This is a genomic window from Streptomyces sp. HUAS MG91, assembly GCF_040529335.1.
Lineage (GTDB): Bacteria > Actinomycetota > Actinomycetes > Streptomycetales > Streptomycetaceae > Streptomyces > Streptomyces tabacisoli.
In genome coordinates this window covers 6,947,513-6,968,061 of record NZ_CP159534.1, presented here as the reverse complement: position 1 = coordinate 6,968,061, position 20,549 = coordinate 6,947,513, and the positions used below count along the sequence as shown (strand labels likewise).

The window sequence follows — 20,549 nt, the reverse complement described above, 5'->3', positions numbered from 1 at the left end:
CGCCGCCGCCCGGAGACGGACATCGGCCGGCGCCCCGGCCGAGGAGCCGGGCGTCGGCCACGTACGCGTGGCGTAGCTGCAAACGGGTCACGTTCGGCGGGAGCGCTCCTCTCGCGCGGGGATTCCGGGAACATCCGACACGACCGTGAGCCCACGGTCCGTGCCCCTGTGCCCCGGGAGACCCCATGAAAAGAAGCGCGGCCGCCCTGTGCGGCATCGCGGCCCTTGCCGCGAGCACCGTCGTGACGGCTCCGGCCGCGAGCGCCGCCCACGCCTCGCCCGCCCCGGCCGCCGCCCCCGCGCCGGTCTGGAAGAAGTGCGCCACCGAGGCGTACCCGAGCATGCAGTGCGCGTCGCTGCGCGTCCCGCTCGACCACGACAACGCCTACGGGCAGCGGATCAGCATCGCCCTGTCGCGCATCCCGCACACGGCGAAGACCTCGCAGGGACCGCTTCTGGTCAATCCGGGCGGCCCCGGCGGCAGCGGGCTCTCGTTCGCCGGGTTCGTGGCGTCGGGCCTGCCGAAGAAGGTCGCCGCGCAGTACGACGTGATCGGCTTCGACCCGCGCGGGGTCGGCAAGAGCCAGCCGGCGCTGGACTGCGCGCCCGGCCACTTCGATCCGGTGCGCCCGCCGAGCGTGCCGACGACGCAGGCGATCGAGCGGACCGGGAAGAAGCGCGCGGAGGCGTTCGCGCGCGCCTGCGCGGCCAAGTACCCCGACGTGCTGCCGTACATCGACACGGTGAGCACCGTCCGGGACATGGACCTGATCCGGGCGGCGCTCGGCGCGCCGAGGATCAACTACTTCGGCTACTCGTACGGCACCTATCTGGGCGCCGTGTACGCCAAGTACTTCCCGCAGCGGGTGCGGCGGCTCGTCCTGGACTCGATCGTCGATCCCGAGGGGGCCTGGTACCGGGACAACCTCGACCAGGACCTCGCCTTCAACGCCCGCCACCAGGCCTTCATGGCGTGGGTCGCCAAGTACGACGCGACCTACGACCTGGGCAAGGACCCGGCCACGGTCGAGGCCAAGTGGTACGCGATGCGGGACGCGGTCACGAGGAAACCGGCGGGCGGCACCGTCGGCGCGGGCGAACTGGAGGACACGTTCCTGCCCGGCGGCTACTACAACGGCTACTGGCCCCAGCTCGCCGAGGCGTTCTCCGCGTACGTGAACAAGAAGGACGCGGACTCGCTCGTCGCCGCGTACCAGACCTTCGGCGAGGTCGACGCCGCCGGCGACAACGGCTACAGCGTCTACACGGCCGTGCAGTGCCGGGACGCCCGCTGGCCGCGCGACTGGCGCCGGTGGCACCGGGACAACGCGGCGCTGAACACGAAGGCGCCGTTCTCCACCTGGAACAACGCCTGGTACAACGCGCCGTGCGCCTCCTGGCCGATCCCGCCGCTGGAGCGGACCGACGTCGGCAACGACGCGCTGCCTCCGGCGCTGCTGTTCCAGGCGACGGACGACGCGGCGACCCCGTACGAGGGCGGCGTGCGGGTCCATGAGCTGCTGCGCGGCTCCAGCCTCGTGGTGGAGCAGGGCGGCGGCAATCACGGGATCACGCTCAGCGGCAGCACCTGTCTGGACGGGTACCTGTCCGCATACCTGGCGACCGGGAAGGTGCCGCGCGGCCACGGCACCGCCGACGCGGTGTGCCGGAAGCTGCCCGACCCGAAGCCGCCGGCGACCCGGGAGGCCGCGTCCCCGGGGGCGACGAGCGGCGCGGCACTGCACCGGCTGCTCGGCTTCCGGACCCGCTGACCCAGGGCTGGGGGGCTCGGGTGGGGCGGGGCACGACGACCCCGCCCCACCCACCTCCCCGCCGCCGTGCCGGCCGACCGAGGCCTATCCCTGGGGCAGCCGGGCCAGCGCCGCCTCCGCCGCCATCGCGAGCCGCGGATGCGTGGCCGCCTCCTTGAGGACGTCACGGGCCCGCGGGTCCGCGAGGCTGCCGAGCCCCTCGACACAGGCCAGCGCCACTTTGCGGTACGGATCGTGCGGGGCGAGGCGGCGGCGCAGATTGGTGATCAGGGCCGGGGCGGACTCGGGGGCGCGCAGCTGGGTCAGCAGGCGGACCGGGTACAGGGCGTAGGCCACCCGCAGTTCGTTCGTGGCGAGGGCCGCCGCGGCGCGGGCCGTGCGCGGGTCGCCGAGGGCGGCGAGGGCGTGCGCGGCGCCCGCGCAGCGCTCGGGATCGCGGTGATTGAGCAGCAGGACAAGGGACTCGAAGGCCCGGCGGTCACCCGCTGTGCCGAGCCGATGGGCGGCGAACTCACGCGCCCACAACGGCTGTTCCGGCGCCGTGAGCACCGCGGCCAGCGCATCCAGGTCGTCCGTGGCGGCGAGCTGCTCGAAGGCGGGGGTCCCGCCGGATTCCTTCCGGATGCGCTCTGTCACCGTTCGCGACTCTTCGTCCATGCATCGAGGCTAAGCCCCACCGGGCCTGCGGCGACGTAGATCACACAGACTCGTCAACGACGAGGGCTGGCGCGCTCGTTACTCGCCGGTTAATCTCAAGTGAGCGGGGCACACTTCCCGCAGCACACCTCCCGGTGGCCTGGTGACGCAGCCGCCGTGAGTGTTCGTCGGTTCGGTACGACACGGCTTGGGACAGGGCCGGTCGGTTCCACCTCCGCGCCGCGCGTGGTTCTTCGCGCGTGGCTCTCCTCACATGGGTCCGGGCATCCGCATCGCCCGCTCATCTCCCGTACGCCGCACGCCCGTTGGCGTCGCCGTGTGCGCCCCTCGTCGTCACCCTCACTTCCTGGAGTCCCCGGATGGACGCTCCTCTGTCCCGTACCGCCCCTTTTCCGACGGTCGCCGTCGTCGGCCTCGGCACCATGGGCACCGGCATCGCCGAGGTCCTGGCCCGTGCCGGCCGCGAGGTCATCGGCATCGACATCAGCGAGGCCGCCACCGCGCAGGCCGTCGCCTCCCTGGAGGCCTCCACGGCGCGTGCGGTGCGCCGGGAGCACCTCACCGAGCGGGAGCGGGCCGACCTCCTCGCGCGGTTCCGTACGTTCACCGATCTGCAGGCGGTGGCCGACGCCGACCTCGTGATCGAGGTCGCCCCGGAGTCGTACGAGATCAAGCAGCAGATCTTCCGCGCGCTCGACGGGATCGTGCGCCCCGACGCCATCCTCGCGACCGGGACCAACGCGCTGTCCGTGACCCGGCTCGCCGCCGACTCCGCGCGCCCCGAGCGGGTCCTCGGTCTGCACTTCTTCAACCCGGCGCCCGCGATGAAGCTCGTCGAGATCGTCTCCTCCGTGCTCACCGCGCCGGCCGCCGTGGCCGCCGTCACCGACCTGGCGCTCGAACTGGGCAAGGAGCCGGTGGCCGTCGGCGACCGGCCGGGTTTCGTCGCCGACGGGCTGCTGTTCGGCTACCTCAACCAGGCCGCCGCGATGTACGAGGCCAAGTACGCCTCCCGCGAGGACATCGACGCCGCGATGCGGCTCGGCTGCGGGCTGCCGATGGGCCCGCTCGCGCTGCTCGACCTGATCGGGATCGACACCGCCCGGACCGTCCTCGACGCCATGTACGCCGAGTCGCGCGACCGGCTGCACGCCCCCGCGCCGATCCTCAAGCAGCTCAGCGAGGCCGGTCTGACCGGGCGCAAGACGGGCCGCGGCTTCTACACGTACGAGGAGCCGGGCAGCTCGGTCGTGGTGCGGGACGCGCTGACGCCGCTGACCGACGCCATCGCCGCGCCGTTCCGCACCGTCGCGTCCGTCGGCGTCGCGGGCTCGGGGACCATGGCCTCGGGGATCGCCGAGGTGTTCGCGAAGGCCGGGTACGCGGTCGTGCTCGCGGCCCGCAGCGAGGAGAAGGCCCAGACGGCCAAGGCCCGGATCGGCAAGTCCCTGAAGCGCTCTGTCGACAAGGGCCGGATGACGGCCGAGGCCGCCGAGGCCACCCTCGCCCTGATCACCCCGGCCGGTTCCTACGACGCCTTCGCCGATGTCGACCTCGCCCTCGAGGCCGTCGCCGAGGACCTGGAGATCAAGCAGCAGCTGTTCGCCGTGTTCGACAAGGTGTGCAAGCCGGGCGCGATCCTGGCGACGACCACCTCCTCGCTGCCGGTGGTCGCCTGCGCCCGGGCCACCTCGCGGCCGCAGGACGTGATCGGGATGCACTTCTTCAACCCGGCGCCGGCGATGAAGCTCGTCGAGGTCGTGCGGACCGTGCTGACGGCCGAGGACGTGCACGCGACGGTCCGCGATCTGACCCTGAAGGTGCGCAAGCACCCCGTGGACTGCGGCGACCGCGCCGGGTTCATCGTGAACGCTTTGCTGTTCCCGTACCTGAACAACGCGGTCAAGATGGTCCAGGAGCACTACGCGTCGCTGGACGACATCGACGCCGCGATGAAGCTCGGCGGCGGCTACCCGATGGGCCCGTTCGAACTCCTCGACGTGGTCGGCCTGGACGTCTCGCTCGCCATCGAGAAGGTGCTGCACCGCGAGTTCCGCGACCCGGGCCTCGCGCCCGCGCCGCTCCTGGAGCACCTGGTGGCCGCGGGCTGCCTCGGCCGCAAGACCGGCCGTGGCTTCCGCGAATATGCCCGGCGCTGAGCCGGGAGCGGAGTCGGGGGCCGGTTGGGGCGGGCTGCTCGGAGCGTCGGGCGGCCCGTCAACCGGGGAGCGTATGGGAACGTACATGCAGTACGTTCGGGTCATGACGCCCGCTGCCAAGGCCGACCGGTCCTCCCGTACATCCGCCACGAGCGCCGTTTCCGGCGGCTCGGAGGCTCCGGAGAGCGCGGCGAGCAGCCGGGCCGCGGCGCAGCGGCTCAAGATGCGCCGCGAGCTCGCGGCCGCGGCGATGGAGCTCTTCGCCACCAAGGGGTACGAGGCGACGACGGTCGACGAGATCGCCGCGGCGGCCGGGGTCGCGCGCCGCACCTTCTTCCGGCACTTCCGCTCCAAGGAAGAGGCGATCTTCCCGGACCACGACGACACCCTGGTGCGCGCCGAGGCCGTGCTGAACGCGGCGCCGCCGCACGAGCACCCGCTGGACACGGTGTGCCGCGGCATCAAGGAAGTCATGAAGATGTACGCGTCGTCGCCGACGGTGGCCGTCGAGCGGTACCGACTGACCCGCGAGGTGCCGACGCTGCGCGAGGCCGAGATCGCTTCGGTGGCGCGGTACGAGCGGCTCTTCACGCGCTATCTCCTCGGGCACTTCGACGAGGAGGCGCACCACGACGGCAACGACGATCCGCTGCTCGCCGAGGTCGCCGCGTCCGCCGTCGTGACCGCCCACAATCACGTGCTGCGGCGCTGGCTGCGGGCCGGTGGGCAGGGTGACGTGGAGACGCAGCTGGACCACGCGTTCGCCATCGTGCGGCGCACGTTCGGCACCGGGATCGGCGCCGGCCGCACGCCCGCCGCCGAGGCCGTCCCGGCGGCGCAGGTGTCCCGCTCGGGCGAGGTACTGGTGACGGTGGCCCGCACCGACGCGCCGCTCTCCGAGGTCATGCGCACCATCGAGGAAGCCCTGCGCGACCGGTAGGCGGCCCGTCGCCCGACTGACGGCCGGTGGCCGCTTCTCGCGCGGTTCCCCGCGCCCCTGAGGCATGCGCTGCGCGCAGCCTCCCCTCAGGGGCGCGGGGAACCGCGCGACCAGCCCCCACCCACCCGCACCCGTGGACAAGACCCCCCAGGCGTCTGACATGGCACGCAGTGCCACGTCAGACGCCTTTTTTCATGCCCGGGCGCACCCACCTCTCCCCCAGTGATCGATCATCGATCCCCCGGACCAGCCACAACACCGCCCTGACCTCGAATGATCGATCATCGCTCGCCTGAACAGTAAAGATTTCATCTGAGCGAAACCAATGGCACGCAGTGCCTTGCCAGCTGTCACGGTGTGCCATACGTTGAAGGTGTCCGGGCGGCCGGCGGACGGAGAACTTCCGGAAGCCGACTGTCCCCGCGAGCCACGGCCCGCGCGCCCGGACGCCTGCGTCACAGGCACCCTTCCGCGCCACACCAAGCGCTGCCGGAGCACCACCCCGCCGAACCGACGGCACACCCCTCATCAGCACCACCGCAGCCCCAGTACAGCCACACCCCGACCAGCGTTCCCTCAACGCTCTTCGCCGGAGGCAACACCGTGAAGGACATCCTGGACGCGATTCAGTCGCAGACCGCCACGTCTGCCGACTTCGCCGCTCTGCCGATCCCCGACTCGTACCGCGCGATCACCGTGCACAAGGACGAGACGGAGATGTTCGAAGGACTCACCACGCGCGAGAAGGACCCGCGCAAGTCGATCCACCTGGACGAGGTCCCGGTGCCCGAACTCGGCCCGGGCGAGGCGCTCGTGGCCGTCATGGCCTCCTCCGTGAACTACAACTCGGTGTGGACCTCGATCTTCGAACCGCTCTCCACCTTCGGGTTCCTGGAGCGCTACGGCCGCACGAACGACCTGGCCAAGCGGCACGACCTGCCGTACCACATCATCGGCTCCGACCTCGCGGGCGTCGTCCTGCGCACCGGCCCGGGCGTCAACGCCTGGAAGCCCGGCGACGAGGTCGTCGCGCACTGCCTCTCCGTCGAACTGGAGTCCTCCGACGGGCACAACGACACGATGCTCGACCCCGAGCAGCGCATCTGGGGCTTCGAGACCAACTTCGGCGGCCTCGCCGAGATCGCGCTCGTCAAGTCCAACCAGCTGATGCCGAAGCCGGACCACCTCAGCTGGGAGGAGGCCGCCGCACCCGGCCTCGTGAACTCGACCGCGTACCGCCAGCTGGTCTCGCGCAACGGCGCCGGCATGAAGCAGGGCGACAACGTCCTGATCTGGGGCGCCTCCGGCGGACTCGGCAGTTACGCCACCCAGTTCGCCCTCGCCGGCGGCGCCAACCCGATCTGTGTCGTCTCCAGCGACCAGAAGGCGGACATCTGCCGCTCGATGGGCGCCGAGGCGATCATCGACCGCAGCGCCGAGGGCTACAAGTTCTGGAAGGACGAGCAGACCCAGGACCCCAAGGAGTGGAAGCGCTTCGGCAAGCGCATCCGCGACCTGACCGGCGGCGAGGACATCGACATCGTCTTCGAGCACCCCGGCCGCGAGACCTTCGGCGCCTCCGTCTTCGTCACGCGCAAGGGCGGCACCATCACCACCTGCGCCTCCACCTCGGGCTACATGCACGAGTACGACAACCGCTACCTGTGGATGTCGCTGAAGCGGATCATCGGCTCCCACTTCGCCAACTACCGCGAGGCGTGGGAGGCCAACCGCCTGATCGCCAAGGGCAAGATCCACCCGACCCTTTCGAAGGTGTACTCCCTGGAGGACACCGGCCAGGCCGCCCACGACGTGCACCGCAACGCCCACCAGGGCAAGGTCGGCGTCCTCGCGCTCGCCCCCGAGGAGGGCCTGGGCGTGCGCGACCACGAGAAGCGCGCCCAGCACATCGACGCCATCAACCGCTTCCGCAACATCTGACCGACGGAGGTTCACCGGCTCATGACTGAGCGTCAGAAGGACCGGCCGTGGCTGATGCGCACCTACGCCGGTCACTCCACGGCCGAGGCGTCCAACGAGCTGTACCGCCGCAATCTCGCCAAGGGCCAGACGGGTCTGTCGGTCGCCTTCGACCTGCCGACCCAGACCGGGTACGACCCCGACCACATCCTCGCCCGCGGCGAGGTCGGCCGGGTCGGCGTCCCGGTGTCCCACCTCGGTGACATGCGGCGCCTGTTCCAGGACATCCCCCTGGAGCAGATGAACACCTCGATGACCATCAACGCCACGGCCATGTGGCTTCTGGCGCTCTATCAGGTCGTCGCCGAGGAGCAGGGCGTGGACATCGCCACGCTCCAGGGCACCACGCAGAACGACATCGTCAAGGAGTACCTGTCGCGGGGCACCCACGTGTTCCCGCCGGGACCCTCCCTCCGGCTGACGACCGACATGATCGCCTACACGGTGTCGAACATCCCCAAGTGGAACCCGATCAACATCTGCTCGTACCACCTTCAGGAGGCGGGGGCCACACCGGTCCAGGAGATCGCGTACGCGATGTCCACCGCCATCGCCGTTCTCGATGCCGTACGCGACTCAGGGCAGGTCCCCGCCGAGAAGTTCGGGGACGTCGTGGCCCGCATCTCCTTCTTCGTGAACGCGGGAGTCCGCTTCATCGAGGAGATGTGCAAGATGCGGGCGTTCGGGCGGATCTGGGACAGGATCACGCGCGAGCGGTACGGCATCGAGAACGCGAAGCAGCGCCGCTTCCGGTACGGCGTGCAGGTCAACTCGCTGGGGCTGACGGAGGCCCAGCCCGAGAACAACGTCCAGCGGATCGTCCTGGAGATGCTGGCCGTGACGCTCTCGAAGGACGCGCGGGCCCGTGCCGTCCAGCTCCCGGCCTGGAACGAGGCGCTGGGCCTCCCCCGGCCCTGGGACCAGCAGTGGTCGCTGCGCATCCAGCAGGTCCTCGCCCACGAGAGCGACCTCCTGGAGTACGAGGACATCTTCGCGGGCTCGCACGTCATCGAGAAGAAGGTCGACGAACTGGTCGCCGAGTCCTTCGCCGAGATCGACCGGATCCAGGAGATGGGCGGCGCGATGGCCGCCGTCGAGTCGGGGTACCTGAAGTCCCAGCTGGTCTCCTCGCACGCCGAGCGGCGGGCGCGGATCGAGGCCGGCGAGGAGAAGATCATCGGTGTGAACTGCTACGAGGGCACCGAGCCGAACCCGCTCACCGCCGATCTGGACACCGCCATCATGACGGTGGACCACGGGGTCGAGGCGGGCGTGATCGCGGCCATCGAGGAGTGGCGCACCACCCGTCAGGAGTCGACGGACCGCCAGGGCATGGGCGACCCGTTCCACTACCCGACCACCCAGCAGACCCTGGAGCGCCTCAAGGAGGCCGCGGCCGGCGACGAGAACCTGATGGAGGCGACCCTGGAGTGCGCCCGCGCCGGGGTCACGACCGGCGAGTGGGCCGGGGCGCTGCGCGAGGTCTTCGGCGAGTTCCGGGCGCCCACGGGCGTCTCCTCGGCGCCGGTCGCGGTGACCGCGGAGGAGGGCACCCCTCTCGCCCTCGTCCGCGAGAAGGTCCGCCGCACCGGGGACGAGCTGGGCGGCAAGCTGCGCCTGCTGGTCGGCAAGCCGGGCCTGGACGGCCACTCCAACGGCGCCGAGCAGATCGCCGTCCGGGCCCGCGACGCCGGGTTCGAGGTGGTCTACCAGGGCATCCGCCTCACCCCCGACCAGATCGTGTCCGCCGCGCTCGCCGAGGACGTGCACTGCGTCGGCCTGTCGATCCTCTCCGGGTCGCACGCCGAGCTGGTGCCCGATGTCCTGGACCGGCTGCGCGAGGCGGGCGCCACCGACATCCCCGTGATCGTCGGCGGCATCATTCCGAACGCCGACGCCGAGGAACTGAAGCGGGCGGGTGTCGCCGCCGTCTTCACCCCCAAGGACTTCGGCATCACGGAGATCATCGGCCGTATCGTCGACGAGATCCGGAAAGCGAACCACCTCGACCCGTTGGAGGTCCCCGCATGACCAGCCCCGTCAACCGTCTCCGGCCGCGCCGCTCCTGCCTCGCGGTGCCGGGAAGCAACCCGCGCTTCCTGGAGAAGGCCCAGGGTCTGCCGGCCGACCAGGTCTTCCTGGACCTGGAGGACGCCTGTGCGCCGCTCGCCAAGCCGGAGGCGCGGCACACCATCGTCAAGTTCCTCAACGAGGGCGACTGGACGGGCAAGACGCGCGTCGTGCGGGTCAACGACTGGACGACCGAGTGGACGTACCGCGACGTCGTGACCGTCGTCGAGGGCGCGGGCCAGAACCTCGACTGCATCATGCTGCCGAAGGTCCAGACGGCCGACCAGGTGGTCGCGCTCGACCTGCTGCTCACCCAGATCGAGAAGACGATGGGCTTCGAGGTCGGCAAGATCGGCATCGAGGCGCAGATCGAGAACGCCAAGGGCCTGAACAACGTCAACGCGATCGCGGAGGCCTCCCCGCGCGTCGAGACGATCATCTTCGGCCCGGCCGACTTCATGGCGTCCATCAACATGAAGTCGCTGGTCGTCGGCGAGCAGCCGCCCGGCTACGGCGCCGACGCCTACCACTACATCCTGATGAAGATCCTGATGGCGGCCCGCGCCAACGACCTCCAGGCGATCGACGGCCCCTACCTCCAGATCCGCAACGTGGAGGGCTACCGCGAGGTCGCCCAGCGCGCCGCGGCCCTCGGCTTCGACGGCAAGTGGGTGCTGCACCCGGGCCAGGTCGAGGCGTCGAACGAGATCTTCTCGCCGTCGCAGGAGGACTTCGACCACGCCGAGCTGATCCTGGACGCGTACGACTACTACACGTCCGAGGCGGGCGGCAAGAAGGGCTCGGCGATGCTCGGCGACGAGATGATCGACGAGGCCAGCCGGAAGATGGCGCTGGTCATCTCCGGGAAGGGACGCGCGGCCGGCATGCGGCGCACGTCGAAGTTCGAAGCCCCGGAGGCGTGACGACCATGCAATTCGGCCGCACCTACGAAGAGTTCACCGTCGGGGACGTCTACAAGCACTGGCCCGGGAAGACGGTCACCGAGTACGACGACCACCTCTTCTGTCTGCTCACGATGAACCACCACCCGCTCCACCTGGACAGCAACTACGCCGAGAGCACCACGGACTTCGGCAAGAACGTCGTCGTGGGCAACTACATCTACTCCCTGCTGCTCGGGATGTCGGTCCCGGACGTGTCGGGCAAGGCGATCGCCAACCTGGAGATCGAGTCGCTCAAGCACGTGGCGCCGACCTTCCACGGCGACACCATCTACGGCGAGACCACGGTCCTCGACAAGACGCCGTCCCGGTCCAAGAGCGACCGCGGGATCGTCCACGTGGAGACCAAGGGCTACAAGCAGGACGGCACGCTCGTCTGCGTGTTCCGCCGCAAGGTGATGGTGCCCACCGAGACGTACATCAAGGAGCGCGGCGGCGAGCAGCCCGGCCGCCCGGAACTTCGGGAGAGCAAGTAACCATGAGCCGACTCGCCCAGACCCACGGCCTCAACGACGTGCAACAGGAGATCCTCTCCACCGTCCGGGACTTCGTGGACAAGGAGATCATCCCGGTCGCGACCGAGCTGGAGCACCGCGACGAGTACCCGCAGGAGATCGTCGACGGGCTCAAGGAGCTGGGCCTGTTCGGTCTCATGATCCCCGAGGAGTACGGGGGCCTGGGCGAGTCGCTGCTCACCTACGCGCTGTGCGTGGAGGAGATAGCGCGTGGCTGGATGTCGGTCTCCGGCATCATCAACACCCACTTCATCGTGGCCTACATGCTGAAGCAGCACGGGACGCAGGAGCAGAAGGAGCACTTCCTGCCGCGGATGGCGCTCGGCGAGGTGCGTGGCGCGTTCTCGATGTCCGAGCCGGGGCTCGGCTCGGATGTGTCGGCGATCACGTCGAAGGCGGTCAAGGACGGCGACGAATACGTCCTGAACGGCCAGAAGATGTGGTTGACGAACGGCGGCACGTCAACGCTTGTGGCGGTTCTCACGCGAAGTGACGAAGGTCATCCCGAGGGCACGGCCCCGCACAAGTCGATGACCACCTTCCTGGTGGAGAAGGAGCCCGGGTTCGGCGAGGTCCGGCCGGGCCTGACCATCCCCGGGAAGATCGACAAGATGGGTTACAAGGGGGTCGACACCACCGAACTCATCATGGACGGGCTACGTATTCCAGCCAATCGCGTGCTGGGGGGCACCACCGGCCGAGGGTTTTACCAAATGATGGACGGTGTCGAAGTCGGGCGGGTAAATGTGGCGGCGCGTGGTTGCGGCGTCGCACAGCGTGCATTTGAGCTGGGTGTCGCTTACGCCCAGCAACGGCACACTTTCGGAAAGCCCATCGCTCAGCACCAGGCGATCCAGTTCAAGCTGGCCGAGATGGCCACCAAGGTGGAAGCCGCCCATGCGATGATGGTGAATGCAGCACGCAAAAAGGACTCCGGGGAACGAAACGACCTCGAAGCGGGAATGGCCAAGTACCTGGCCTCCGAATACTGCAAAGAAGTCGTGGAGGACGCGTTCCGCATTCATGGCGGCTACGGGTTCTCGAAGGAGTACGAGATCGAGCGCCTGTACCGCGAGGCTCCCATGTTGTTGATCGGCGAAGGTACCGCCGAGATCCAGAAAATGATCATTGGGCGCCGACTGCTCGAGGAGTACCGCTTCCAAGGCTGAGTACATCCGAAGTGTCCTAATTGGGGGTATTTTCTTCGCGAAGAAGATCACACCCCGTAGGCACTCTTCGGCCGAGCCTCACAGCCTGATGTCGCTTCCTGGCTTGCCCAGTTGTGGCTCGCAACCGATAGCATCCCGGGAAAAGCCGCCGTCCCCCCGTAACCAGCGCGGCCTCATCCGCTACGAAGGTCATCCATGCCCCACAGCCAAACCTCTGCACCACGCGACGGCTTCCTCGGTGGTCGCCTTGCGCGCGGAGCATCGCCGTGGCTTCTTCCGACCGTCGCCACGGCCGCACTGAGCCTGGCGCGCTCGCGTCGTTCCAAGAAGGCAGCAGCACTCGCCGTCCCGACCACCGCTCTGGCGGCCGGCATGCTGTGGTTCTTCCGGGACCCCGAGCGCGAGATCGCCCCGGGCCGGGTCATCTCCCCGGCCGACGGTGTGGTGCAGAGCATCATGCCGTGGAAGGACGGTCGCACCCGTGTCGCGATCTTCATGAGCCCGCTGAACGTGCACGTGAACCGCGCTCCCCTCGCGGGCACGGTGACGTCGGTCGAGCACATCCCCGGTGGCTTCGTTCCCGCCTTCAACAAGGAGAGCGAGAACAACGAGCGCGTGGTGTGGCACTTCGACACCGAGCTCGGTGACATCGAGATGATCCAGATCGCCGGTGCCGTCGCCCGCCGTATCGTTCCCTACATCCCTCAGGGCACGAAGGTCGAGCAGGGCGAGCGCATCGGGCTGATCCGCTTCGGGTCGCGCGTCGACATCTACCTTCCCGAAGGGGTCGAGGTCGACGTCGAGGTCGGCCAGAAGACGACAGCGGGGGTGACTCGCATTGACCGTGACTGATTCCGAGGCCCAGACCTGGGCGGGTGACGCCGCCGACGGCGGTGACGATGCGGAGGAGATGCCGCTCTCACTGCGTCTGTCGATAGCGGACACCCTGACGCTCGGCAACGCCACGTGCGGCTTCATGGCGGTCTACTTCACGACGACCGGCATCCTGATCCCGCACATCCAGGGCAGCAACGACTCCGGCATGGCGCGGCACTCCGCCGCGACCGCCGTGATCCTGATGCTGGCCGCCGCGATCTTCGACCTGTTCGACGGTCTGGTGGCCCGCAAGCTGCGTTCGTCGCCGATGGGCGCGGAGCTGGACAACCTCTCCGACCTCATCAGCTTCGGCCTGGCGCCCGCCTACTTCGTGCTCGTCTACGGCATGGTCGCCGACGACGCGCACCAGAGAGTGGCGGCGGTGGGGGCCATCGTGGTCCTCCTGGCGGTCGTCCTGCGCCTCGCGCGCTTCTCGTGCGTGACGGTGAAGGACGGCACGTTCCAGGGCATGCCGTCGCCGTTCGGCGCGCTGACGGTCGTCTCGATCGTCCTGCTGGAGCTGCCCTTCGTGGCGACGCTCCTCGCGATCATCGGCACGGCGTGGCTGATGGTGAGCCGGGTCGAGTACCCGAAGCCGCGCGGCCGCCTCGCCGTCGCGATGCTGTCGTGGATCGTGCTGAGCATGGCGCTGCTCGCGGCCTGGGCGTTCGACGCCCCCGGCGGCCAGCTGCTGCTCCAGACCGGCTGTGCGCTGCAGCTGGTGCTCGGCGCGGTCATCCCGCTGTTCGCCACGGCCCGCCGGGTGAACAACTTCCGCGACAACCGTCGCGAGGCGCGGGCGACGCAGCTGCCGTAGTCCCGCGGACGCATGAGGAAGGGCCCCGAACCGGTCGGTTCGGGGCCCTTCCTCGTGCGTGGCCGGGATCAGCCTGCCGACGGGGCGTAGTCCTTGGCCTCCGCGGCCTCGCCCGCCTCACGGACGACCTTCATGCCGCCGACCGCCGTCTTGTCGGGCTGGAGGATGACCGACTCGCGCGAGGACGGGGCGTCGGGGTCGCTGAAGTCCTGCGCGGTGCCGAAACCGTTGTCGAAGGACTTCAGGGTCAGCAGCGCCTTGTCGACGCCCTCCCGGGTCAGGTCCTTGTCGGCGCAGGCCTTCTTCAGGGCGTCGCCGAACGCGGACGCGGCGGTCCAGCCGGCGACGACGCCGTTGTCCAGGGAGTCCTTCGGGTACGCCTTCCGGTAGTCGGCGACCAGCTTCTTGGCCTCAGCGGTGTCGGCGCCGATGGGCAGCGACGGCGAGGCGACCCAGTAGTTCTTCATCAGGGCCGGTCCGGCCTGGGTGGCGAGCAGCTGGGGCGCGAACGCCGAGTTGTTGCCGATGATGGGCGCGGCCAGCTTCGCCGCCGCCGCGACCCCGACGAGGGAGGCCGCCTGGCGCGGGCCCGCGCTGATCACGACGCCCTTGACGCCCGCCTTCTTCAGGGCGGCGACCTGGGCGGTCATGTCGTTGTCGGTCGGCTTGATCTTCTGCTCGACGACGGTGAGCCCGGCCTTCTCGGCGATGTACTTCGAGCCCTTGAGGGCGTTCTCGCCGTAGTCGCCCTCGAAGTAGACGTGCCCGAGCTTGTCGCCCTTCTTCAGACCCTTCTCCTTGATCAGGAAGTCGACGGCGTTGATGGTCTCGTAGTCGTACGTCGACCCGATGACGCGGACGTAGGGGTTGCCGAGGAGATTCGCCGACCAGGCCTGCGGCAGGACAAGGGCCTTGTCCTGGGCGACGCGCTTCTCGACGGCGGCGACGAACGGGGAGCCGATGAACTGGGTGAAGCCGAGCACGTTCGGCTCCAGCTCGGTGTAGCCGGCGACGGCCTTCTGCGGGTCGTAGCCGTGGTCGCGGACGGTCAGCTTGAGCTGGTAGCCGCAGATGCCGCCGGCGGCGTTGGTCTGCTTCACGTACAGCTGCTGGGCCTGCGTGACGCTCTTGCCGAGCGTGGCGTAGACGCCGGTCATGTCGGTGAGGACGCCCAGGTTGATCGTCTTGCCGGAGATGCCCTGGCCGGTCTTCACCCCGCCCGCGCTCTGCTTGTCGCCTTCGCTGTCGTCCTTCGCCTTGGAACTGCAGGCCGCGGTGAGGGCCAGCAGCCCCGCCACGGCTGCCGCCGTGAGGGTGCGGGTACGGGTGTTCATGCGTCCTCCTGAGGGTGTTTCCGGGCGCGCCGGGCGGCGATCCGGACCAGGCCGCCGGGCAGGAAGAGGACCACTGCCACGACGGCGGCGCCGTAGAGGTAGCGGGATGCCTCGCCGGGGGCGATGCCACCGGTGCCGGGAGCCGAGACGAGGGGCAGTGCGTCGCTGTAGCGGGTGAGGATCTGGGGCAGCAGCGAGACGAACGCGGCGCCGACGACCGCCCCCGCCACCGAGCCGAGACCGCCGATGACGATCATGGCGAGGTATTCGAGGGAGAGCGTGATGCCGAAGTAGTCGGGGACGGTGCGCTGGAAGACCAGGGCGAGCAGCACCCCGGCGAGGCCCGCGTACATGGAGGAGAGCACGAAGACGGCTCCCCGGTAGCGGGCGACGGGCACGCCGAGGACGCCGGCGGCGATGCGGTGGTCGCGGATGGCGTTCATGGCGCGGCCGGGGCGGCCGCGCAGCACGCCGCGGGCGAAGAGCCCGCAGCCGAGCAGGAGCACGAGCCCGAGGTACCAGAGCTTCTCCGCGGAGCCGAAGGGCACACCGGCGAGGGTGAGTTCGCTGTCGTCGAAGGAGAGGCCGAAGAGGTTCATGACGGGCACGTCACGGCCGTTGGCGCCGCCGGTGAGGTCCTCGGCGTTGAACAGCACGTGCTGTCCGATGAAGATCAGCGCGAGGGTGGCGATGCCGAGGTACGCGCCCTGGAGGCGGCCCGCGATGGGGCTGAACAGGCCGCCCGCTATCCCCGCGAGGAGCACGGCGAGCACGGCGGCGAGCCAGGGCGGCAGCCCGAGTCCGTCGACAGTCTGCCCCTTCTCCCCCGCGAACACGCAGTAGCCGTACGCGCCGACGGCGAGGAAGAAGGCGTGGCCCATGGAGAGCTGGCCGGTGGCGCCGGTGAGCAGGTTGAGGCCGATGGCGCCGATCGCGGCGGCCATGGCGAACAGTCCCGCCTGGAGCCAGAACCGGTCCACGTAGAACGGCAGGGCGACCAGGACGAGGGCGAGGACACCGGCGGCGTAGGTGCGGCGGCGTGTGAGGAACGTACGGGGGCGGGCGGCGGGGGTGGCCCGGGCCGGGGCGAGCGTGTCAGACACGGGCGAGCTCCTTGGTGCCGAAGAGTCCGGAGGGCCGCAGCAGGAGGATCGCCGTCATCACGAGGTAGGGGGCGAGGTCGCCGAGTCCCCGTCCCATGAAGGCGAGTTCGCTCTGGTAGCCGGTGGCGAGGGACTCGGTGACGCCGACGATCAGGCCGCCGACGAGGGCGCCGGTGGTGGAGTCGAGGCCGCCGAGGATGGCGGCGGGGAAGGCCTTCAGGGCGGCGAGCGAGGTGGCCCGCTCCAGGCCCGGGGTGGGGAAGACGGTCAGGAACAGCGCGGCGACGGCGGCGAGGGCGCCCGCCACGGCCCAGGCGCCGAGCGACACCCTTCCCAGCCGTACGCCCATCAGCGCGGCCGTCTCGCTCTTCTCGGCGGCGGCCCGCATCGCGACACCCCAGGAGGTGTAGCGGAAGGTCAGCAGGAAGACCGTGATGAGCAGGGCCGCGGCGACGAACGCGGCGATGCGGGTGTGGGCGATCGAGATGCCGCCGACGGTGAGCACGGCGTCGCCCCACGGGTCGCCGAGGGTGAGCACGTCGGTGCCGAGGCGGCGGGTGAGTTCGGTGGTGAGCAGGATGTCGACGCCGATGGTGACGATGGCGAGGACGCTGTGGTCGTGGCCGCGGTAGCGGCGCATGACGAGGAACTCGACGGCGGCACCGACGACCGCGGCGGCGGCGATGCCGACGCCGAGCGCGGGCCAGAAGCCGATGTCGTCGTGGAGCGAGGCGGTGACGTAGCCACCGGCGAGGAGCAGCGAGGCGTGGGCGAAGTTGACGACCTCGGTGGCGCGGAAGATCACGACGAAGCCGAGGGCGATGAGGGCGTAGACGGAGCCCATCGAGACGCCGTTGAGGAGCAGTTCGAGGAAGGAGCTCATGCGGCGCTCTCCGGTTCGTCGGGCGCGCCCAGGTAGGCCTGGATCACCGCCGGGTCGTTCTGGACGGTGGCCGGCGGTCCCCCGGCGATCCGCTTTCCGAAGTCGAGGACGGTGACCTCGTCGGCGAGGCGCATGACCACTCCCATGTCGTGTTCCACCAGGACGATCGAGATGCCGAGGCTGTCGCGGACGCCCGCGATCACGGCGGCGGTACGGCGCCGCTCGTCGGCCGTCATGCCGGCGACGGGCTCGTCGAGGAGCAGCACCTTCGGTTCCATGCACAGGGCGCGGGCCAGCTCGGCGAGTTTCTGCGCGCCGTAGGGCAACGCGCCGGTCGCCGTGTCCAGTTGGTCGGCGATGCCGACGAACTCGGCGATCTCCCGGACGCGTTCGCGGTGCGCCCGCTCCTCGCGGACGGCTGCGGGAAGCCGCAGCCCCGCCGCGACGAATCCGGCCCGGGTGAGCCGGTGCCGGCCGAGCAGCAGGCTGTCGGCGACCGTGGTGCGGGGCGGCAGCGCGAGGTTCTGGAAGGTCCGGGCGACGCCGAGCGCGGCGATCCGGTGCGGGGGCAGCCCGGTGAGTTCCGTCTCGCCCAGGTGGACGGTGCCGGAGGTGGCCCGGTACACCCCGGACAGCACGTTGAAGGTGGTGGACTTGCCCGCGCCGTTGGGCCCGATGACGGCGTGCACGGTGCCGGGCTCGACGGTGAACCCGATCCCGTCGAGCGCGGTGAGCCCGGCGAACCGCACGGTCAAGTCCCGTACGTGGAGCGGCAGTACGTCATTCATCGCGGTCCTCCCTCGATGGCGCCCCGCAGGGGCGCGGGGAACTGCGCGGCCGGCCACGACGCACCGGCAGACGCCTGACAACACAGGGCGGCACATCCGAAGGCGAAAAGAATCACCCCGCACCTCCCCAGGCCCGCAACACGGGCGTATCCCGCACCGCGCCGGAGGCATCCGCGACGGCGTCCTCGTCGACCACCCCGAGATACCGCCGCCGCACCTCGTCGGACCCGGCCAGCTCATCGGCAGGCCCGTGCAACGCGACCTCCCCCACGTCGAGCACGTACGCATAAGAGGCCAAGCGCAGCGCCAGCGCGGCGTTCTGCTCGACGAGCAGCACCGAGACCCCCTGGGCGTTGATCTCCCGGACGGTGTCGGCGATGCGGGCCGCCATCAGCGGGGCGAGCCCGAGCGACGGCTCGTCGAGGAGCAGCAGTCGCGGCTCGGCCATGAGGGCGCGGCCGACGGCCAGCATCTGCTGTTCGCCGCCGGAGAGCAGCCCGGCCCGCTGCTGGGCCCGGTCGGCGAGGACCGGGAAGAGGTCGTGCACGCGGCGCAGCGCCGCCGCCTTCGCGGCCCGCGAGCCGGTCGAGCCGAGGGCGCCGGCGCGCAGGTTGTCGGCGACGGTCATCCGCGCGAACACCTGCCGCCCTTCCGGCACTTGGCAGATCCCGGCGGCGACGATCCGGTCGGGGGTGAGCCCGCTGATCCGCCGCCCGCCGAACCGCACCTCGCCCGACGTCACGGCGCCGCCGTGGAAGTCGAGGGTGCGCGAGATCGCCCGCAACAGCGTGGACTTGCCCGCGCCGTTGCCGCCGAGCACGGCGACGACGGCGCCCCGCGGCACCTTCAAGGTCACGTCGCGCAGGGCGCGTACGGGCCCGTAGCCGACGGATACGCCGTCGACGGCGAGCCCGGCTGCTTCATCTGCATCGGTCGCATCGGTCACTGTGTGTGTCCCTCCCTGGACCGGTACGGGACCGGTGGCGCTCACGACAGCACCGCGCGGGCGGCCCGTCCACGGACTGCCGGGGAAACGCTGCGCAGGCCCAGCGCCCGCCCGCCCCGGTTGTGCGCGCGCACAAGACCCCGTGTCAGGGGCCTGCCGGACAGCCGCCGGGGATGGCATCCTCCGCAGCAGCGAACGAGTCCTTTGCCGTCGCTTTACGGGCTGTTGGGGAGGGACGATGGGCGGACGCAAGCACCGCACCGGACAGGACTGGAAGCTGCTCAGGGAGGCGTGCACGACTCTTCTCGACCGGGTGCCCGAGCTGGTCGACGAGCATCTGCGGCAACTGTTCGCGTACTCGGACGTGTACGCGCGGGTGCTGCCGTACGACGCCCAGTGGCGGGAGGCCGAGGAGGCCATCCGGATCGGCGTCGAGACGATCACGGCGCCGCGGGAGGCGCCGCGGCGGGATCTGGCGTACGCGGAGGAGGCGGGCCGGCGCCGGGCGGGCCAGGGATTGCCGCTCGACCTGCTCGTGCACGCGTACCGCAACGCGGGCTATCTGGTGTGGGACGCGCTGATGGAGAGCGCGGGGGGCGAGCCCGAGCGGCTGAAGGTGCTGATGCGGTCGGCGACGATGGTGTGGGCGGCCGTGGACGCGCAGGCCGCGGCGGCCTCGGAGGCGTACCGGGCGACGGAGCTGGAGCTGCGCCGCCGCACCGACGAGCAGATGCAGGCGCTGCTCGACGCACTCCTTGAGGGCCGTCCGGCGCCGGGGCTCGCCGCCCGGGCCGCCGCCGGGCTCGACCTTCCCGAGCACGGTCCGTACGCCGTGCTCGTGCTGCGGGTGGAGCGCCGGGACAGCCGGGAGACGTTCCACCGCCGGGTGCAGGATCCCGACTTCCGGTTCGTGTGGCGGATGCGGGCCGACTGCGAGGTGGCCGTGGTGGCGCTCGGCGCGGGGCGCACCCTGGACGATGTGGCGGTGCTGCTCGACGGGCGGTGTCCCGGGCCCGGGGGGCTGAGCCCCGTGGTGCGGGGTCTCGGCGAGCTGGGGCATGCCCGGCGGCTCGCCGAACTCGCCCTGCGCACCTGCCCTCCGGACACCACGGGGGTCGTGCGCCTCGATCAGCGGATGCCGACGGCGCTGGTGGTGAGCCAGCCGGATCTGGCGCAGCGGCTCGTCTCCGGCGTCTTCGGCGAACTCCTCGCGCTGGAGCCGGCCGATCGTGCCGTGCTGTTGGAGACGCTGGACGCGTGGCTGGCCTGTGAAGGTTCCGCGGGTCGGGCCGCCGGTCGCCTGTACTGCCACCGCAACACGGTCTTCAACCGGTTGCGGCGGCTTGAGCAGTTGACGGCGCGGTCGTTGTCACGTCCGCGGGATCTCATGGAGATGACCTTGGCGCTGGATGCGTACCGGTTGTCGTCGGGGGCCGGGACGTCTTAGGGGTTGCCGGGTCGGGTGCGCCACCGTCGTGGCTGGTCGCGCAGTTCCCCGCGCCCCTGAGATGCGCACTTCGTGCGGCATCTCCTAGGGGAAGCTGCGCGCAGCGCATGCTTCAGGGGCGCGGGGAACTG

The 20,549-nt window shown here is 70.3% G+C and carries 17 protein-coding genes; 11 read left to right on the top strand and 6 right to left on the bottom strand.

Features of this window, described 5'->3' with window-relative positions:
* Positions 1-185: 185 nt before the first annotated feature.
* A complete protein-coding gene (locus ABII15_RS31595; RefSeq protein WP_353945681.1) occupies positions 186-1,772 on the top strand; it encodes an alpha/beta hydrolase in 1,587 nt (528 codons plus the stop codon).
* Positions 1,773-1,856: 84 nt separating this feature from the next.
* Here ABII15_RS31595 and ABII15_RS31590 read toward each other — a convergent pair whose 3' ends face one another.
* Positions 1,857-2,429: an adenylosuccinate lyase gene (locus ABII15_RS31590; protein ID WP_353945680.1), complete on the bottom strand. Its 573-nt coding sequence runs from the start codon at positions 2,427-2,429 to the stop codon at positions 1,857-1,859.
* Between the two features lie 359 nt (positions 2,430-2,788).
* Here ABII15_RS31590 and ABII15_RS31585 point away from each other — a divergent pair, with 359 nt between their 5' ends.
* The 9 genes from ABII15_RS31585 (at position 2,789) to pssA (ending at position 13,917) form a co-directional block, all read left to right on the top strand.
* Positions 2,789-4,588 (top strand): 3-hydroxyacyl-CoA dehydrogenase NAD-binding domain-containing protein, encoded by a 1,800-nt coding sequence (locus tag ABII15_RS31585; protein ID WP_353945679.1) that lies wholly within the window; start codon positions 2,789-2,791, stop codon positions 4,586-4,588.
* Positions 4,589-4,673: 85 nt separating this feature from the next.
* Positions 4,674-5,528 carry a TetR family transcriptional regulator gene (locus ABII15_RS31580; protein WP_353945678.1) on the top strand — a complete coding sequence of 285 codons (855 nt, stop codon included), beginning with the start codon at positions 4,674-4,676 and terminating at the stop codon, positions 5,526-5,528.
* A 603-nt stretch (positions 5,529-6,131) separates the two neighbouring features.
* Positions 6,132-7,469: a crotonyl-CoA carboxylase/reductase gene (ccrA, locus tag ABII15_RS31575; RefSeq protein ID WP_353945677.1), complete on the top strand. Its 1,338-nt coding sequence runs from the start codon at positions 6,132-6,134 to the stop codon at positions 7,467-7,469.
* A gap of 21 nt (positions 7,470-7,490) precedes the next feature.
* On the top strand, positions 7,491-9,539 hold the full coding sequence (locus ABII15_RS31570) for a protein meaA (RefSeq protein ID WP_353945676.1): 2,049 nt from the start codon (positions 7,491-7,493) through the stop codon (positions 9,537-9,539).
* Positions 9,536-10,501 carry a CoA ester lyase gene (locus ABII15_RS31565; RefSeq protein ID WP_353945675.1) on the top strand — a complete coding sequence of 322 codons (966 nt, stop codon included), beginning with the start codon at positions 9,536-9,538 and terminating at the stop codon, positions 10,499-10,501. Before ABII15_RS31570 ends, ABII15_RS31565 begins: the two co-directional genes overlap by 4 nt.
* A gap of 5 nt (positions 10,502-10,506) precedes the next feature.
* On the top strand, positions 10,507-11,016 hold the full coding sequence (locus ABII15_RS31560; protein ID WP_111667835.1) for a MaoC family dehydratase: 510 nt from the start codon (positions 10,507-10,509) through the stop codon (positions 11,014-11,016).
* 2 nt (positions 11,017-11,018) lie between these two features.
* On the top strand, positions 11,019-12,224 hold the full coding sequence (locus ABII15_RS31555) for an acyl-CoA dehydrogenase family protein (protein WP_353945674.1): 1,206 nt from the start codon (positions 11,019-11,021) through the stop codon (positions 12,222-12,224).
* A gap of 195 nt (positions 12,225-12,419) precedes the next feature.
* The gene (locus ABII15_RS31550) at positions 12,420-13,076 is read left to right on the top strand and encodes a phosphatidylserine decarboxylase (RefSeq protein ID WP_078506431.1); all 657 of its coding nucleotides are present in this window, start codon (positions 12,420-12,422) and stop codon (positions 13,074-13,076) included.
* 58 nt (positions 13,077-13,134) lie between these two features.
* Positions 13,135-13,917 carry a CDP-diacylglycerol--serine O-phosphatidyltransferase gene (gene pssA, locus ABII15_RS31545; RefSeq protein ID WP_351445425.1) on the top strand — a complete coding sequence of 261 codons (783 nt, stop codon included), beginning with the start codon at positions 13,135-13,137 and terminating at the stop codon, positions 13,915-13,917.
* Between the two features lie 68 nt (positions 13,918-13,985).
* Here the strand turns inward: pssA and ABII15_RS31540 are convergent, their stop codons facing one another.
* The 5 genes from ABII15_RS31540 to ABII15_RS31520 all read right to left on the bottom strand — a co-directional run bounded on the left by ABII15_RS31540 (position 13,986) and on the right by ABII15_RS31520 (position 18,971).
* Positions 13,986-15,251 carry an ABC transporter substrate-binding protein gene (locus ABII15_RS31540; protein WP_353945673.1) on the bottom strand — a complete coding sequence of 422 codons (1,266 nt, stop codon included), beginning with the start codon at positions 15,249-15,251 and terminating at the stop codon, positions 13,986-13,988.
* On the bottom strand, positions 15,248-16,354 hold the full coding sequence (locus ABII15_RS31535) for a branched-chain amino acid ABC transporter permease (RefSeq protein ID WP_353945672.1): 1,107 nt from the start codon (positions 16,352-16,354) through the stop codon (positions 15,248-15,250). Before ABII15_RS31535 ends, ABII15_RS31540 begins: the two co-directional genes overlap by 4 nt.
* Positions 16,347-17,237, bottom strand: coding sequence for a branched-chain amino acid ABC transporter permease (locus tag ABII15_RS31530; RefSeq protein ID WP_353945671.1), 891 nt, complete (start codon positions 17,235-17,237; stop codon positions 16,347-16,349). The genes ABII15_RS31535 and ABII15_RS31530 overlap by 8 nt, the downstream gene beginning before the upstream one ends.
* On the bottom strand, positions 17,234-18,025 hold the full coding sequence (locus ABII15_RS31525) for an ABC transporter ATP-binding protein (RefSeq protein WP_353945670.1): 792 nt from the start codon (positions 18,023-18,025) through the stop codon (positions 17,234-17,236). Before ABII15_RS31525 ends, ABII15_RS31530 begins: the two co-directional genes overlap by 4 nt.
* A gap of 112 nt (positions 18,026-18,137) precedes the next feature.
* A complete protein-coding gene (locus tag ABII15_RS31520) occupies positions 18,138-18,971 on the bottom strand; it encodes an ABC transporter ATP-binding protein (protein ID WP_353945669.1) in 834 nt (277 codons plus the stop codon).
* Between the two features lie 238 nt (positions 18,972-19,209).
* Between ABII15_RS31520 and ABII15_RS31515 the strand changes: the two genes are divergently transcribed.
* Positions 19,210-20,418, top strand: a complete 1,209-nt coding sequence (locus tag ABII15_RS31515; protein ID WP_353945668.1) for a helix-turn-helix domain-containing protein — start codon at positions 19,210-19,212, stop codon at positions 20,416-20,418.
* Positions 20,419-20,549: the final 131 nt, after the last annotated feature.